This is a genomic window from Atlantibacter subterraneus (genome assembly GCF_007570865.1).
Lineage (GTDB): Bacteria > Pseudomonadota > Gammaproteobacteria > Enterobacterales > Enterobacteriaceae > Atlantibacter > Atlantibacter subterraneus.
This window is the reverse complement of the sequence record NZ_VLPS01000003.1, coordinates 456132-471200: the sequence shown is the minus strand read 5'-3', so window position 1 is coordinate 471200 and position 15069 is coordinate 456132. Positions and strand designations below refer to the sequence as shown.

Annotated in this window: 12 protein-coding genes; 2 read left to right on the top strand and 10 right to left on the bottom strand. The window is 56.1% G+C overall.

The annotated features are described in order from the left end of the window. Positions 1-11 precede the first annotated feature (11 nt). The 7 genes from mglC to FND52_RS07910 form a co-directional block, all read right to left on the bottom strand. Complete coding sequence (gene mglC, locus FND52_RS07940) at positions 12-1022, bottom strand: galactose/methyl galactoside ABC transporter permease MglC (protein WP_125291637.1); 1011 nt, start codon at positions 1020-1022, stop codon at positions 12-14. 15 nt (positions 1023-1037) lie between these two features. Further along, positions 1038-2558, bottom strand: coding sequence for a galactose/methyl galactoside ABC transporter ATP-binding protein MglA (gene mglA, locus FND52_RS07935; protein WP_125291636.1), 1521 nt, complete (start codon positions 2556-2558; stop codon positions 1038-1040). Between the two features lie 83 nt (positions 2559-2641). Beyond that, complete coding sequence (gene mglB / locus FND52_RS07930) at positions 2642-3637, bottom strand: galactose/glucose ABC transporter substrate-binding protein MglB (protein ID WP_144130373.1); 996 nt, start codon at positions 3635-3637, stop codon at positions 2642-2644. Between the two features lie 272 nt (positions 3638-3909). After that, positions 3910-4935 carry an HTH-type transcriptional regulator GalS gene (gene galS, locus FND52_RS07925; protein WP_125291634.1) on the bottom strand — a complete coding sequence of 342 codons (1026 nt, stop codon included), beginning with the start codon at positions 4933-4935 and terminating at the stop codon, positions 3910-3912. 153 nt (positions 4936-5088) lie between these two features. Next, positions 5089-6246 (bottom strand): DUF418 domain-containing protein YeiB, encoded by a 1158-nt coding sequence (yeiB, locus tag FND52_RS07920; RefSeq protein ID WP_144130371.1) that lies wholly within the window; start codon positions 6244-6246, stop codon positions 5089-5091. A gap of 15 nt (positions 6247-6261) precedes the next feature. Continuing rightward, positions 6262-6930 (bottom strand): GTP cyclohydrolase I FolE, encoded by a 669-nt coding sequence (gene folE / locus FND52_RS07915; protein WP_125291632.1) that lies wholly within the window; start codon positions 6928-6930, stop codon positions 6262-6264. Positions 6931-7033: 103 nt separating this feature from the next. Then, the gene (locus FND52_RS07910; RefSeq protein WP_144130368.1) at positions 7034-8182 is read right to left on the bottom strand and encodes a YbfB/YjiJ family MFS transporter; all 1149 of its coding nucleotides are present in this window, start codon (positions 8180-8182) and stop codon (positions 7034-7036) included. A gap of 125 nt (positions 8183-8307) precedes the next feature. Between FND52_RS07910 and fghA the strand changes: the two genes are divergently transcribed. Then, positions 8308-9150, top strand: coding sequence for an S-formylglutathione hydrolase (fghA, locus tag FND52_RS07905; protein ID WP_144130366.1), 843 nt, complete (start codon positions 8308-8310; stop codon positions 9148-9150). A gap of 52 nt (positions 9151-9202) precedes the next feature. Here the strand turns inward: fghA and cirA are convergent, their stop codons facing one another. The 3 genes from cirA to yieE form a co-directional block, all read right to left on the bottom strand. Beyond that, positions 9203-11167, bottom strand: coding sequence for a catecholate siderophore receptor CirA (gene cirA, locus FND52_RS07900; RefSeq protein WP_144130364.1), 1965 nt, complete (start codon positions 11165-11167; stop codon positions 9203-9205). Positions 11168-11393: 226 nt separating this feature from the next. Further along, positions 11394-12863, bottom strand: coding sequence for a lysine-specific permease (gene lysP, locus FND52_RS07895; protein ID WP_125291628.1), 1470 nt, complete (start codon positions 12861-12863; stop codon positions 11394-11396). 155 nt (positions 12864-13018) lie between these two features. Further along, positions 13019-13885, bottom strand: a complete 867-nt coding sequence (gene yieE / locus FND52_RS07890) for a DNA-binding transcriptional regulator YeiE (RefSeq protein ID WP_125291627.1) — start codon at positions 13883-13885, stop codon at positions 13019-13021. A gap of 122 nt (positions 13886-14007) precedes the next feature. Here yieE and FND52_RS07885 point away from each other — a divergent pair, with 122 nt between their 5' ends. Further along, on the top strand, positions 14008-15054 hold the full coding sequence (locus FND52_RS07885; protein WP_144130362.1) for a YeiH family protein: 1047 nt from the start codon (positions 14008-14010) through the stop codon (positions 15052-15054). The last annotated feature ends 15 nt before the right edge of the window (positions 15055-15069 follow it).

The window sequence follows — 15069 nt, the reverse complement described above, 5'->3', positions numbered from 1 at the left end:
GCAGGTCAATATTACTTCTTACGGGCGTATTTCAGGGAATCCAGGGCAACCGCGAAAATGATGATTGCGCCTTTGATAATGTACTGCCAGTACGGGTTCACGCCGATGTAGGTCAGGCCGTAGTTGATAACCGTAAAGATGATCACACCGGTTACCACGCCAATCACCGTCCCCACGCCGCCGCTGAAGGAAACGCCACCCACCACGCACGCGGCAATCGCATCCAGTTCGTACATAAAGCCGAGGTTGTTAGTGGCGGAGCCGATACGGCCCGCTTCCAGCAAACCGCCGAAGGCATAGAACACGCCGGACAGCGCATAAATCATCAGCAGATTCAGGGCCACGTTTACGCCCGACACTTTCGCCGCTTCCGGGTTGCCGCCAATGGCGAAGATGTTTTTACCAAAGCGGGTTTTGTTCCACAGGATCCAGACGAAGGCCACCGCAATCAGCGCATAGAAGGTGATATATGAGAGCCGGAAACTGCCCAACGCGATAAAGCCCTGGGTAAACGTCGAGAAGCCGCTGTCAAAACCGGAGATCGGCGATGCGCCCACGAAGTCGTAGTACAGGGAGTTAATACCGTACACGATGATCATGGTGCCCAGAGTGGTGATAAACGGCGTCACGTTCAGGTAAGCGATAACGATGCCGTTTATCAGGCCGATGATCGCGCCGATAGCGCAGACAATCAGGATCACCACGAAAATCGGCATGGTCGCCATTTCCGGGAACACTTTGTTGGCGTTTTCCATCGACTGTAACAGGGTTGCCGCCACAACCGCCGCCAGGCCAACCTGACGACCGGCAGACAGGTCAGTACCCTGGGTGACGATAAGGCCCGCCACGCCCAGCGCGATGATAATACGCACCGAAGACTGGGTCAGAATGTTACTTAAGTTCAACAGGCTTAAGAATGTCGGGTCCTGGAAAATAATAATGGCCAGCAAAACTAAAAGGACGACGTAAATACCGCCTTCTTTCAGATAAGTGAGAAAACTTTTCTTATTTAACGCACTCATGAGGAGCCCCTGATATTAAAGGTGCAAAGACGCAAGACGCAAAATTTCATTCTGCGACGTCGTTTTGGTGTCAACAATTCCGGAAACGAGACCATTGCTCATAACCAGGATACGGTCGGTTATTCCTAACAGCTCTGGCATTTCGGAGGAGATAATAATGATCCCTTTGCCTTTTTTCGCCAGTTCAGCAATCAGCTGATAAATTTCAAACTTCGCGCCGACGTCAATACCGCGGGTCGGTTCATCAAGCATCAGAATTTCTGGCTGGGTTAACAGCCAGCGCCCGATAATGACCTTTTGCTGGTTACCACCGGAAAGCGAACCGATCTGGGTGCGATGGCCCGGCGTTTTTACGCGCATGGCATCAATAACCCACTGGGTATCACTTTTCATGCGGGAATTATCCAGCAGCCCGACTTTGTTTTTGTATTTGCGAATGTTGGAAATAAGCGAGTTAAAGCCGATATCCAGATAGGCATAAATACCCGTAGAGCGTCGCTCCTCGGTGACCAGGGCGAAACCGTGGTTAATTGCCTCATTAGCGTTATGGTTATTAATTTGCTTGCCGTGCAGCTTAATGGTCCCGGCGGATTTTTCGCGGATGCCGAATAAGGTTTCCACGATGTCGGTACGCTTGGCACCCACCAGCCCGGCAATACCTAAAATTTCGCCTTTGTGCAGATCGAAGCTGACGTCGCGAATCGACGGCTGACGCAGGGAGGTCAGGTTTTTCACTTCGAGGATCACTTCACCCGGGACGTTTTCTTTATCCGGGAAGCGCTGGTTCAGGGAACGACCCACCATCATGGCGATGATCTTGTCCATATCCAGCCCTTCCAGCGGCTGGGTGGCAATCCACTGACCATCACGCAGAATGGTTATTTCATCGCACAACTGAAAGATCTCTTCCATTTTGTGGGAGATATACACGATGCCGCAGCCGCGCTCTTTCAATTTACGAATAATTTTGAACAGATGATTAACCTCTTTTTCCGTTAAGGAAGAAGTGGGCTCATCCATAATCACGATCTTAGCGTCATAGGAAAACGCTTTGGCGATTTCAATCATCTGCATCTGCGATACAGAAAGCGTCCCTACGCGAGCGCGTGGATCGATATCAATATCCAGCTCATCGAAAATCGCTTTGGTATCGCGGTACATTTTATCCTGATCGACAAACACGCCTTTAGTTGGGTAACGCCCCAACCACATGTTGTCCATCACGGAACGTTGTAATACCAGGTTTAATTCCTGGTGAACCATTGAGATGCCATTTTCCAGCGCTTCTTTGGTTGACTGGAAATCGATCTCTTTCCCCTGAAAAAGAATGCTGCCGGAATCTTTTTTATAGATCCCAAAAAGGCATTTTAATAATGTCGATTTACCCGCCCCGTTTTCACCCATTAATGCATGGATAGAATGTGGGCGTACTTTCAAATTAACATTATCCAGTGCCTTAACGCCCGGGAATGACTTGTCGATACCGCTCATTTCTAACAAGTATTCGCCTGAGGATTGCGTGTTCGTGCTGACCATAGTTATACCTGGTGGCGTAATAGGTTGACGGCGTATGACGAGTTTAAAAAAGGGCGCAGCTTGCGCCCTTTAAGTACGGCTTATTATTTGTTAGTGAACTCAGCCAGGTTGGCTTGATCAACACCGACGTAAGGAATACGCACAACTTTGTTGTCGATTTTCCAGTTAGTGCCGTCGGCGGCGCCTTTACCTGCTGCCAGGTTTTTCGCCAGATCGAAAGTCGCTTTCGCCTGGTTGTTGGCGTCGTTCAGCACGGTACCAGCCATCGCACCGGATTTAACCAGCGCCAGGGCTTCTGGCAGGGCGTCAACGCCGAACACCGGAATAGAGGATTTGTTGTGGGCTTTCAGCGCTTCAACCGCGCCCATTGCCATGGCGTCGTTGTTGGCAATAACCACTTCAATTTTGTTCGCGTTCGGACCAGACAGCCATGCGTCCATCTTGTCTTTCGCCATTGCGGTATCCCACATTGCGGTATCAAGCTGCAGCTGCTGGGTTTTGATGCCCTTATCGTTCAGCTCTTTGATCACGTAAGTGGTACGCGCTTCAGCATCCGGGTGGCCCGGCTCGCCTTTCAGCAGTACGAACTGGATCTGGCCGTCTTTGTTCAGATCCCAGGCCTGGTTAGCCGCCCAGTGTTTGGCAATCAGGTCGCCCTGGATGATGCCGGATTCTTTGGAGTCAGTACCGACGTAGAAGGCCTTGTCATAGCTGTCCAGCGCTTTACGGGACGGTTCTTTGTTAAAGAATACGATTGGCACGTTCTGGCCGCGCGCTTTTTCAATCACGGTGCCCGCAGCAGCCGGGTCAACCAGGTTGATAGCGAGAGACTTCACGCCTTTCGCCAGCAGGACGTCAATTTGGTCGTTCTGTTTGGACTGATCGTTCTGCGAGTCGTTCATCAGCAGTTGAACATCCGGAGAGGCGGTAGCTTCCTTCTCAATCGCCTTACGTACTACAGACATGAAGTTATCGTCATATTTATAGATGGTCACGCCGATACGATCGGCTGCCTGAGCAGCAGCGCCAAACAGCATGCACGACATCACAGCGGACAGGGTCAACACCTTCTTATTCATGGTATCTCCGGTATTTGCAGGGTAGTTCTTGTGAATAATGGACGGCAGGACAGCGTGGAGTTCACGTTACTGACTGCCTAAGTTCACTTATGAAAAATTTCTTCCGTGACAGGTAACGCTCCAGTACTGCGTGTTATTTGCGCTTTCGGGCTTGTCGTCTATGGTTATCGTTACATAGTGTTTCAGCCCCTAAACCGCTGACATCATAGTCAGCGGCTTGTTAAGATACTGTGAATTTACTCACAGATTGAAAGCGGTTACATCACGCATATTTACAAACTAGTGATCGGAGCCACAATTTGACGCCCGGTTACCGAATGGCGGCGCACTAAAGTCGGCATAAAACAGTGGGTTGCTGCATTATCGAGCAGCCCCTGCGCACCCTGTAACGCCAGCTCTGTCGCCAGCCGCGCCATTGAAACAATCGGGTAACGCACGGTGGTTAGTTGCGGGTCGGTGTAACGGGCCATGGGAATGTCGTCAAAGCCAATCAGTGACAAATGCTGCGGCACCGCAATGCCGTTATCCTTCAGTGCCGTTAACGCCCCCGCCGCCATCCCGTCGTTATAGGCGAATACCGCCGTGAGCTGGAGATTGCGGCCCAGCAGCTCCACCATTGCCGCCTCACCGCCCTGCATATCTGGCGAACCGGTGCCGACCCAGCTTTCCGGGGCGACAATCCCCTGCTCCGCCAGCGCGCGCTGCCAGCCTTCACGGCGATGATCGTTATCTTCAATGGCATGGCTTGAAGCCAGATAGCCGATGCGCTGATGACCGTTGCTTTGCAGCATCCGCGTCGCCATCATCGCGCCAGTGATGTTGTCCAGCCCGACGCAACGGTGCTCATAGCCCGGGACAATACGGTTAATCAGCACCATGCCGGGAATGTGATCCATAAACTGCGCCAGCTCGTCGTCACACAGCTCTTTTGCATGTACAATCAATGCGTTACAGCGATGGCGAATCAGCACCTCAATAGCGTGGCGCTCTTTTTCCGCTTCATGATAGCTGTTGCCGATCAGCACATATTTTTGATGCTGCTGGGCCACGGTATCCACCGCTTTTACCAGTGCGCCGAAGAAGGGGTCGGAGACGTCCATGACTACCACGCCAATAGTATCGCTGACCTGGGTAGCCAGCGCCTGGGCATTAGCGTTCGGGCGGTATCCCAGCTGGTTTACGGCCTGTAGCACCAGTTCGCGCGTCTCTGGGCTGACCAGCGCGCTATTGTTCAGAACCCGGGAAACGGTGGCGACGGATACACCCGCCTGACGTGCGACATCACGAATGGTGATCATAACCCTCATCCTGTTTATTTTGGCAGCAACTCACGAATACCCCCTGTGTTAAGCTCAGGATATTGTGTCAGCGCGTGAATAGATGCTGCGTGAAGCGCATCACACCGCTGAAAACGGTTACATCCAAAATGTTAATGATTGTGATCTGGATCGTTATCTGTCTGTGCGGGAAAGGCTAACCCCTGATGCCCGTGCGGTTAATTGCCGCCACAGCCATTCCACCGGTCCCTGGCGGAAATAGCGCAGCCAGCAGACGGAGAACAGCAGGTTCACGGCCCATACCGCCGGGACAAAGGCCAGCAGCTGCAGGCGGTCGAATTTCATAAACAGACCGAAGCGGTTGAACAGCGTGGTGCAGATCAGAGTTTGCAGCAGATAGTTGCTGAGCGCCATCCGCCCGACGCAGACCACCGCGCCGGTGATGCGCCAGCGGGAAAGCTGCGGCCAGAAGCCGTAAATCAGCGCGGTGTAGCCCAGCACCTGAAACGGCGCGCTCAGCTCACGCGGAGCCTGTAACAGGAAACCGCACCAGCGGTAGGCCCAGTTGAGATGCCATTGCAGAAGAATCGACGGCAGGTTAATCGTCACGCCAATCAGGATCAGAATGACGCCGGTGCGCCGGTAATGCCCCAGGCTAAACTGCCCTTTCAGCCAGCCGCTGCGCATCAGCGCCGCGCCGATCAGCATCAGACCCGCCAGCTGCCAACCGTACTGCGCGCCCAAAGCCAGCAGCGTGGAGGAGAGTAAATCCGCCCGGTAGCGAATGGTGGTCATTCCCCCTTCTGTTCGCCAGAACTGTTCCAGCTGGAGGGCCGACTCGTCAGGGATCCAGGAGCGGTTAAGCTGATCACCGGAAATCAGGCCCAGCAATATCAATACCCCAAGCCCCACCAGAAACAGCATCAGGCCGGTATTGAATAACGACCTGACGCTGGGCGCGTCGCGGATCAGCCGCCAGCTAATCAGCCCCACCAGCCCGTAAGCCAGCAGAATGTCGCCATCCCACAGCAGCAGGCCGTGGCCGAAGCCGAGTAAAACTAACAGCGTCAGACGCGACTGGATCCAGCGTTTACCGCGCGCCAGCAGCAATTGCAGGCCCGCGCCAAACAACAGCGCAAATAAGGTCAGGAATTTTACCTGGGCAAACAGGTCAAGCAGCGCCCAGGTCCAGGCGTCGCGGGAGGTGATATCGCCATACCAGGCGGGATTCAGATAGGCGGCTTTCGGCAGGCCGAAAGCCATAATATTCAACAGCAGGATGCCAAGAATGGCAACGCCACGAACCGCGTCAAGCGTGACATTTCGTTCCATGCATCCGGCCTTCTGTTAGCTGTGGTGACGCACCGCGCGCAAGAACTCCTGACGCGTATTCTGGCTGGACTTGAACAGCCCGCCGAGTGAGGTCGTGGTCGTCGCGCTGGTCGCGTCGCGAATGCCGCGCGCTTTCACGCAGTAATGCACCGCATCAATAGACACCGCGACATTGTTGGTGCCAAGCAGGGTTTGCAGGGCCACCAGGATCTGCTGGGTCAAACGCTCCTGCACCTGCGGGCGCTGGGCGAAGAACTGCACGATACGGTTAATTTTCGACAGGCCGATCACCGACTCTTTGGGAATATAGGCCACGGTGGCTTTCCCGTCGATGGTCACAAAGTGGTGTTCGCAGGTACTGGTCAGGGTGATGTCGCGCACGGTGACCATTTCATCAACCTTCATTTTATTTTCAATGACGGTGATTTTCGGGAAATTGGCGTAATCCAGCCCGGAGAAAATCTCATCGACATACATTTTGGCGATGCGGTGCGGCGTTTCCATCAAACTGTCATCGCTCAGATCCAGATTGAGCAGCTGCATGATTTCGCTCATATGTTCGGAAATGAGGCGCTTGCGGGTTTCGTTGTCCAGTTCGCGCAATGGCGGACGCAGCGGCGTCTCCAGACCGCGGGCGACCAGCGCCTCATGAACCAGGGCGGCTTCTTTACTGAGTGATGACATTTATTTTTCTCCTGCAGGTGTGGCGTACCTCTGCCCTCCAGGGGCAAAGTGCGCATTCATTGTGCGTGAGCCGGTGCACATAATCCAGTATTCACCATGATAATTATTGAAATTGGTCTGGCCTTTCAGGCTCACGCTTCCAGACCAGCCCGGCGGCGATAAACAGCGCCACGCCGGCAATCCACAGCGCGGGCTCCAGCCTGCCGGTAAAGGCGGTGGACAGCGCCGAAGTGATCGGTCCCCCCAACTGCCCAACGGCATAGCCGGTGGTTAATAGCCCCGCCATATAGCGCGTATGCTGGGGCGCAAGTTCGCGTCCGTACAGCAGCGACAATTGCACCGCGCATAAAAACCCGCCGCCCACCAGCAATGCACCGACCACCAGCCCCGCCATCGCAGGCAATAACGCCGCGCCCAGCACCCCGATGCCCTGTAAAAACAGCACCACCGCCAGCCGCTGATTGCTGGAGCCCACATGGCGCAGAGCGATGCTTAACGCAATGCCGCACACCGCCGCGATGCCAAATACCGGCCAGACAAACTGCGCCATAAAGCTGCCGGGAAAGCGCGCCGCCGCCATTTGCGAAAGAAACGTGGCGGGCAGAATGTAGCCGAAACCGGCAAGGCTGTAGCTCCAGACCAGCCGTTTCAGGCCAGGCGTCAGCGTCAGCGGCTGCGGCTGGCTCTCCGGGCGATGGAGCTGCCCTTTGCGGGGCAAATTACGCGCGATAAGGCCAATCAGGACCAGCGCCAGTACGCCGTACACCAGCCAACCTTGCCAGGCGTGCAAATCCCCCGCCTGAATGGCGACGGCCAGCAACCCGCTGATGGCGATACCCGCGCCCGGCCCGGCGAAGACCGCCGCGCTTAACCCCGGTTTACCGAAATGCGCCAGCTGTTCGTTGGTCCAGGCGGCGATTAATACCATCGCCCAGCCGCTCATACCGCCAATCACAAAGCGAATTATCGCGTGGCTCCAGGCCTCCGGGGCCAGCGCAGAGAGTAACGTCAGCCCTACCGCGCCCCAGACGCCGAGGTGCAACCGGCACTCTACGTGGCGGTGGGCGCGCATCGCGTCCCATGCCCCTGCCAGATAGCCCAGATAGTTAATGGCCGCCACCAGCGCCGCGCTGGTCAGGGTGAGCTGCCCTTCAGCTATCATTAACGGCACCTGTGGCGTAAAGGCAAAACGGCCAATACCCATTGCCACCACTAAAACCAGAAAACCCGTTATCGCAATTCGCAGCGCCACGGTCACTCCATTTGTTACAATTCGGTTATATTGATGATGCAGGATAGCCGAATAAAGCTGAACTGAAATTTCTTCACTGTAAAATGAATAACCTGCGTACCCTTTCGATACACCAAGGAGCCATTATGGAGATGATTGAAGAGCACCGCTGTTTTGAGGGCTGGCAACAACGCTGGCGTCATCATTCAGAGGTGCTCAACTGCACCATGACCCTGAGCGTATTTTTGCCGCCGCCGGTTTCCGCCAATCCGCCGCCGGTGCTGTACTGGCTCTCGGGCCTGACCTGCAATGATGAAAACTTCACCACTAAAGCCAACGCCCAGCGCATCGCGGCGCAACTCGGCATTGTGCTGGTGATGCCGGACACCAGCCCGCGCGGCGACGATGTGGCGGATGCCGAAGGCTACGATTTGGGCAAAGGCGCGGGCTTTTACCTGAACGCTACTCAGGCACCGTGGGCGGCGCATTACCGGATGTACGACTATCTGCGCGATGAGCTACCGGCGCTGGTGCAGGAGCACTTTAACGTCAGCAATCGTTGCGCTATCAGCGGCCACTCGATGGGCGGCCACGGGGCGTTAATCATGGCGCTGAAAAATCCGGGACGCTTTACGTCGGTTTCGGCGTTTGCGCCCATTGTGAACCCGGTGCGCGTACCCTGGGGCCAGAAAGCGTTCAGCGCGTATCTGGGCGAAGATCAAAGCCAGTGGACGGCATGGGACAGCTGTGCGCTAATGGCGCAGGCAAGCGCCGAACAGCAGATCCCGACCTTAGTGGATCAGGGCGATAACGATCAGTTCCTTGCCGATCAGCTCCAGCCAGCGCAGCTGGCGGAAGTGGCGCGCCAGACCGGCTGGCCGTTAACCCTGCGCATTCAGCCGGGCTACGATCACAGTTACTTCTTTATTGCCTCGTTTATTGAAGATCACCTGCGTTTTCACGCTGAGCATCTTTTTGCTGAGGCATAAGTAAAAAAAGGGTATCCCGCCCGGGATACCCTTCTCACTTCTCAGCTACCCATCAGAAGCGGTAATCCATCGCTACAAAGTAGCGACGGCCATCTTCGTTATAACTGTAGTCTTCGCGGCTCAGGTCTTTATCGCCGAGGTTCATCACGCCGGTACGCAGCTTGACGTTCTTTGTGGCCTGCCAGGCCGCGCCCGCGTTCCAGATCACGTAGCCGCCGGTTGCAGTGGTGGCGGTCGTGGTGGCGCGCTGCTCGCCGGTATAGTTACCGGACACATAGAACGACCAGTCTTCCAGCGGCGTCCAGTCCACGGTGCCGTTGGCGGTATGGAACGGCAGCGATGACAGCGGTTTGTTGCCGCCGCCACTCAGGTCGCGCCCGTCGTTGTAGGTGTAGTTCAGGGTCAGTTTCCACTGGTCGTTGAACGGCACTTTCAGCTCGGTTTCCACGCCGCGGATCCGTGCTTTGTTGACGTTGTAATAGCGGAAGATCGGTTCGCCGTCGCTGTTGAACCCTACAAAGTTGCTGTAGCTCGGTGCCAGCGTGCGGCTTTGCGTACGGTCGATGTTGATCATGTCGTCAATATCGTTCTGGAAGGTAGTGACGCTGGCGGTGACGCCTTCCAGCCACCCTTCTTCTCCTGCGTAGTACAGGCCGAGCTCGTAGCTTTCGCTGGTTTCCGGCTTCAGGTCCGGGCTACCGACGATTTCGCACGCGCCACGGCAAGAACCGGTGGTCCAGTCCGGGCTCAGTTGCAGCAGCGAAGGCGCTTTAAACGCGGTGGACCAGCCGCCTTTCACCGTCAGGGTGTCGGTGGCGTTGTATACCAGATACGCACGCGGGCTCCAGTGGTCGCCGTAGGTTTCGTGATCGTCCATACGCAGACCGGCGGTCAGCGCCAGCGGGTCGATAATCCGCCATTCGTCTTCCAGGAACAGCGCGTACTGATTGGCAGAGGTTTCGCTGCTGTTGCCCCCCGTCAGGTTGACCGGATCTTTCAGTTTGTCATGGCGGTATTCGCCGCCGAAGGTCACCAGCTGGTTGATCGCGCCAATCGGCAGCACGTATTTACCGTCCAGGGTGTTGCTTTCGGAGGTAATAGTGCCGGTGCTGGCAGGATCTTTGTTATCAAGTTTTTCGCCGTAGAAGCGCAGCTCGCTGTTGCCCAAATCCCAGCGTCCGTTGTGGCCGATAGCCCAGGTTTCACGCTCAAGGCGATCTTTGGCGAGGGAATCGGAGTCACGATCCTGGCGGTCGCGGCCATAAGCGAAGTCGATATCGTGATTCTCGTTCGGCGTCCAGTTGAACTCCACATTAGCGTCGCGGCTGCTAAAGCCTTCGATGCGCGGCGTTTCGCCGGTGCTGGTCGGCTGCTGATCGTCTTTTTCACGCTTCGCCAGGCTGCCGTACACCTCCACGCCCAGCACGTCATCAATCAGCGGGCCGCTGGTGAAGAACTGGCCGTTGTAGGTGTCACCGCGATCGCGGTGTTCCTGGATGGTGGTGTCTGCGGTGATGGAGCCGTGCCAGCTTTTGCCAACTTTACGGGTAATGATGTTGACCACGCCGCCCAGCGCATCGGAACCGTACAGCGAGGACATCGGGCCGCGTACCACTTCGATGCGCTCGATGGCGTCTACCGGGATCCAGTTCAGGTCGAAATCGTTATGACGGAACACCGCATTACGCGAGTTCACCCGCTTGCCGTCTACCAGAATCAGCGTATAGCTGCTGCTCAGGCCGCGAATGCTGACGCCCTGGCGGTTATCGCCTTCATTGGTCAGCTGCACGCCCGGCACTTCTTTCAGCACCTCTTTGAGGTTCTGAACCGGTTTACGCTGCAAATCTTGCTGGGTGATCACGCTAATGCTGGCGGGCGCATCTTTGAGGTTTTGTTCGGTAGACGATGCGGTCACAACCATCGTGTCTTGCGGATTGTCAGCCGCCATAACGGGCAAGGCCAGGGTCAACGCGGACGCGCACAGTCCCCCCCTGACCAAAGGATTCAACCTAAACATTCCTTATCTCCATGAGGTGAAATACTACAAATTCATCTCATCGCTCACACCGCTGCGCCCCCGCATCGAGGCGGGTGACTTTTTACGCGGCTAACCATAAAGCAAACGATAATGCTTATCAATTAAATTGTTAAAATTTGTTGTAAAATGGAAAAATTATGGAGAAAGGGTAAGCAAGATATAGCGGAGGAAAAGAAAAAGGCGCGGGAGCCGCGCCTTTAAGGGGTTATTTTTTAACGCGATCCGGGAATTCCATCTCGCTGTACTTCACGAAGTGCGAACCCTTCGCCAGCTTGTAGCCGAACCAGATAATCAGGAACAGCGGGATGCCGATATAGGTCGCCGCCACGCCGCCCCAGTCGATGGTATCCGACAGGAAGGCTTCATAGTTCTGGCCGAGGGTAATAATCAGGCACAGCACGAAGGCGAAGATCGGCCCCAGCGGGAAGAACCCGGAGCGATACGGCAGATCGTTAATATCGTGGCCCTGCATCACGTAGCCGCGACGGAAACGGTAGTGGCTAATAGCGATACCCAGCCAGGCGATAAAGCCGGTCATCCCGGAGGTATTCAGCAGCCACAGGTACACGGTCTGGTTGCCGAACATTGAGGTCAGGAAGCACAGACCGGCAATCACGGTAGTGGCATACAGCGCGTTACGCGGCACGCCGCCACGGGACAGTTTCGCGAAAATACGCGGCGCTTTGCCGTCGCAGGCCAGGGTGTACAGCATACGGGTTGAGGCGTACATGCCGGAGTTACCCGCCGACAGCACCGCCGTCAGGATCACCGCGTTCATGATCGCCGCCGCAGAAAGCAGGCCCGCGTGTTCAAACACCAGGGTGAACGGGCTGACGCTGATGTCTTTGACATCGTTACGCAGCAGGCTCGGATCGGTGTACGGGATAATCAGGCTGATGATCAGAATAGCGAACACATAAAACAGCAGGATTCGCCAGAACACCTGACGCACCGCGCGCGGAATGTTCTTCTCCGGGTTCTCAGATTCGCCTGCCGCAATGCCGATAAGCTCGGTGCCCTGGAAGGAGAATCCGACGATCATCGCCACGCCGATCATCGCGGCAAATCCGCCAGCGAATGGCGCTTCGCCTACGGTCCAGTTACTCCAGCCCGCCGGTTGCGACCCCTGGAAGATGCCCAGGATCATCAGGATGCCGACGATGATAAATACAATCACCGTAGTCACTTTAATCAGCGAGAACCAGTATTCGGTTTCACCGAAACCGCGCACTGAAATGTAGTTAATCAGGAACATGATGGCGAGGAACAGCGCACTCCAGATCCAGCCCGGGGTATCCGGGAACCAGTACGTCATCACCAGCTGCGCGGCCACCAGGTCAACGGCGATGGTCACCGCCCAGTTGTACCAGTAGTTCCAGCCCAGCGCGAAGCCAAAGCCTTCTTCCACGTACTTCTGACCATAGGTGGCAAAGGAACCGGACACAGGCATATACGCCGCCAGTTCGCCGAGGCTGGTCATCAGGAAGTAGACCATCAGGCCGATCAGAATATAAGAAAGCAGCGCGCCGCCGGGGCCAGCCTGGGAAATGGTCGCGCCAGAGGCGACAAAAAGCCCGGTGCCGATTGAGCCGCCAATGGCGATCATGGTCAGATGTCTCGCCTTTAATTCACGGCGTAAGCCAGGCGCTTGTGTGGTTTTCGTTTCGCTAACCATATAAAAATAATGCCCATCCATAAAATGAGGCGCGATTGTAGCAGAGCGTTTCCTGATATCACGGCAGAAAATCGCGGTTATAAGAGACCTTCATGATCGGCGGAGGATTATAAGTAAAGCCGCCAGTCAGGGAACGGCAAGACGGCTTTTCGACGCTACTGCCCGCAATAGCCAATAAAGCGCTGCAACGCCCGGGACAGGTGCTTTTGCCGGTGATGGATGCGGTACAGCGTGCGCACCGGGCGTGAGAGCGGCAGTTCCAGCTCCACCAGCGTCCCCGCCGCCAGCTGTTCGGCAATCACCCGGCGCGACAGGCAGCTGATGCCCAGACCGTGGCGCACCGCGTGTTTAATGGCTTCGGAGTTACCCAGCTCCATCTCAAGATGGAAACGCGGCAGATGGGACAGCAATAAATAGTCGACAATTTCCCGGGTGCCGGAGCCGCGCTCGCGCAGGATCCAGGGTGCGGCCGCCAGGCTTTCCAGGGTCACCGGGCCGTTGACCAGCGCATTATCCGGCGCGGCGAACACCACCAGCTCGTCATCCAGCCACGGCTCGGTGACGATTTCCGCCATATGGCACGGTCCTTCGATAAACCCAACGTCGGCACGAAAATCAATAATCGCGTTCACCACGTCCTGGGTATTCCCCACGCTCAGATCCAGCGGTAAATCGGGAAAGTCGCGGCGATAGCGGGCAATAATTTCCGGCAGGATGTAGTTGCCGATGGTGCTGCTGGCGTAAACCCGGATCGCGCCGTTGTCGTTGCGGAACAGCTGTTCGATCTCCCCGGCCTGTTCCAGCAGCGCCACCACCCGCGGATAAAGCAGTCGGCCATGCTCATTAACCACCAGCCGCTTGCCGACGCGGTCGAAAAACTGCACGCCGAGCTGGCCTTCCAGATCGGTTAGCGCCGCGCTGACGGCGGATTGCGACAGCGCCAGCATCTGCGAGGCCTGAGTCGTTGAACCGCTTTTCAGCACTTCAGCAAAGACTTCTAACTGACGCAACGTGATATGCATAATGTTTCCTTTTCGGCAGCAGTGCGCCTGCTTACCACTTATAAAGATTGATTATAAATATATAATCAATTTTATTTTTAAGCTACCGCGCCGTAAGCTTTTCCCGGACAAAGGAGAAGGATATGGCAGAAATTACCCTACAGACTCATCGCCACACGCTATGGCATTTTATTCCCGGCCTGATGCTGTGCGCGGGCCTCACCGGCTTCGCCTTGTGGGCAGGCTCGATTCCCGCCGTTGCTGGCGCAGGCTTTAGCGCCCTGACGCTGGCAATCCTTGCGGGTATGGTGGTCGGCAACACCCTGTATCCGAAGATCTGGCAGCAGTGCGACGGCGGCGTCTTGTTCGCCAAACAGCATTTACTGCGTTTGGGCATTATTCTTTATGGCTTCCGCCTGACGTTTTCGCAAATTGCTGAAGTGGGCGTCAGCGGCATCGCGATAGATATTCTGACCCTGAGCAGCACCTTTTTGCTGGCCTGCTTTCTGGGGCAGAAAATCTTTGGGCTGGATCGCCAGACCAGTTGGCTGATCGGCGCAGGCAGCAGCATATGCGGCGCGGCGGCCATCCTGGCGACCGAGCCGGTGATCAAAGCCGAGCCCAGTAAAGTCACGGTGGCGGTGGCGACGGTGGTGATCTTCGGCACCCTGGCGATTTTTATCTATCCGCTGATGTATCCGCTGCTGGCCCACTGGTTCAGCCCGGAAAACTACGGGATTTTTATCGGCTCGACGATGCACGAAGTGGCCCAGGTGGTGGCAGCCGGGCACGCCATCAGCCCGGACGCGGAAAACAGCGCGGTGATCGCCAAGATGCTGCGCGTGATGATGCTGGCTCCATTTTTGATTTTCCTGGCGGCGCGCGTCAAACAGCTGGCTCCAGCGGGCAGCGCCCAGACCGGCAAAATCACCGTTCCGTGGTTTGCGGTGCTGTTTATTCTGGTGGCGATTTTCAACTCGTTCCACCTGCTGCCGGACGCACTGGTGCAGGCGTTGATTACCCTCGATACGGTGCTGCTGGCGATGGCGATGGCGGCGCTGGGGCTGACCACCCACGTCAGCGCCCTGAAAAAGGCCGGAGCTAAACCGCTGGTGATGGCGCTGATGCTGTTCGGCTGGCTGATTATCGGTGGCGGCGCGATTAATCTGGCGGTACATCATCTGCTGTAACCGGCGCTTTCCACA

Excerpts from the sequence above, each read along its gene's own strand:
- galS (WP_125291634.1), bottom strand. The coding sequence starts at position 4,935 with ATGATCACCATTCGTGATGTCGCACGTCAGGCGGGTGTATCCGTCGCC.
- yeiB (WP_144130371.1), bottom strand. The coding sequence starts at position 6,246 with ATGGAACGAAATGTCACGCTTGACGCGGTTCGTGGCGTTGCCATTCTT.
- yieE (WP_125291627.1), bottom strand. The coding sequence starts at position 13,885 with ATGCATATCACGTTGCGTCAGTTAGAAGTCTTTGCTGAAGTGCTGAAA.
- cirA (WP_144130364.1), bottom strand. The coding sequence starts at position 11,167 with ATGTTTAGGTTGAATCCTTTGGTCAGGGGGGGACTGTGCGCGTCCGCG.
- mglC (WP_125291637.1), bottom strand. The coding sequence starts at position 1,022 with ATGAGTGCGTTAAATAAGAAAAGTTTTCTCACTTATCTGAAAGAAGGC.
- FND52_RS07885 (WP_144130362.1), top strand. The coding sequence starts at position 14,008 with ATGGCAGAAATTACCCTACAGACTCATCGCCACACGCTATGGCATTTT.
- fghA (WP_144130366.1), top strand. The coding sequence starts at position 8,308 with ATGGAGATGATTGAAGAGCACCGCTGTTTTGAGGGCTGGCAACAACGC.
- lysP (WP_125291628.1), bottom strand. The coding sequence starts at position 12,863 with ATGGTTAGCGAAACGAAAACCACACAAGCGCCTGGCTTACGCCGTGAA.
- mglA (WP_125291636.1), bottom strand. The coding sequence starts at position 2,558 with ATGGTCAGCACGAACACGCAATCCTCAGGCGAATACTTGTTAGAAATG.
- mglB (WP_144130373.1), bottom strand. The coding sequence starts at position 3,637 with ATGAATAAGAAGGTGTTGACCCTGTCCGCTGTGATGTCGTGCATGCTG.
- folE (WP_125291632.1), bottom strand. The coding sequence starts at position 6,930 with ATGTCATCACTCAGTAAAGAAGCCGCCCTGGTTCATGAGGCGCTGGTC.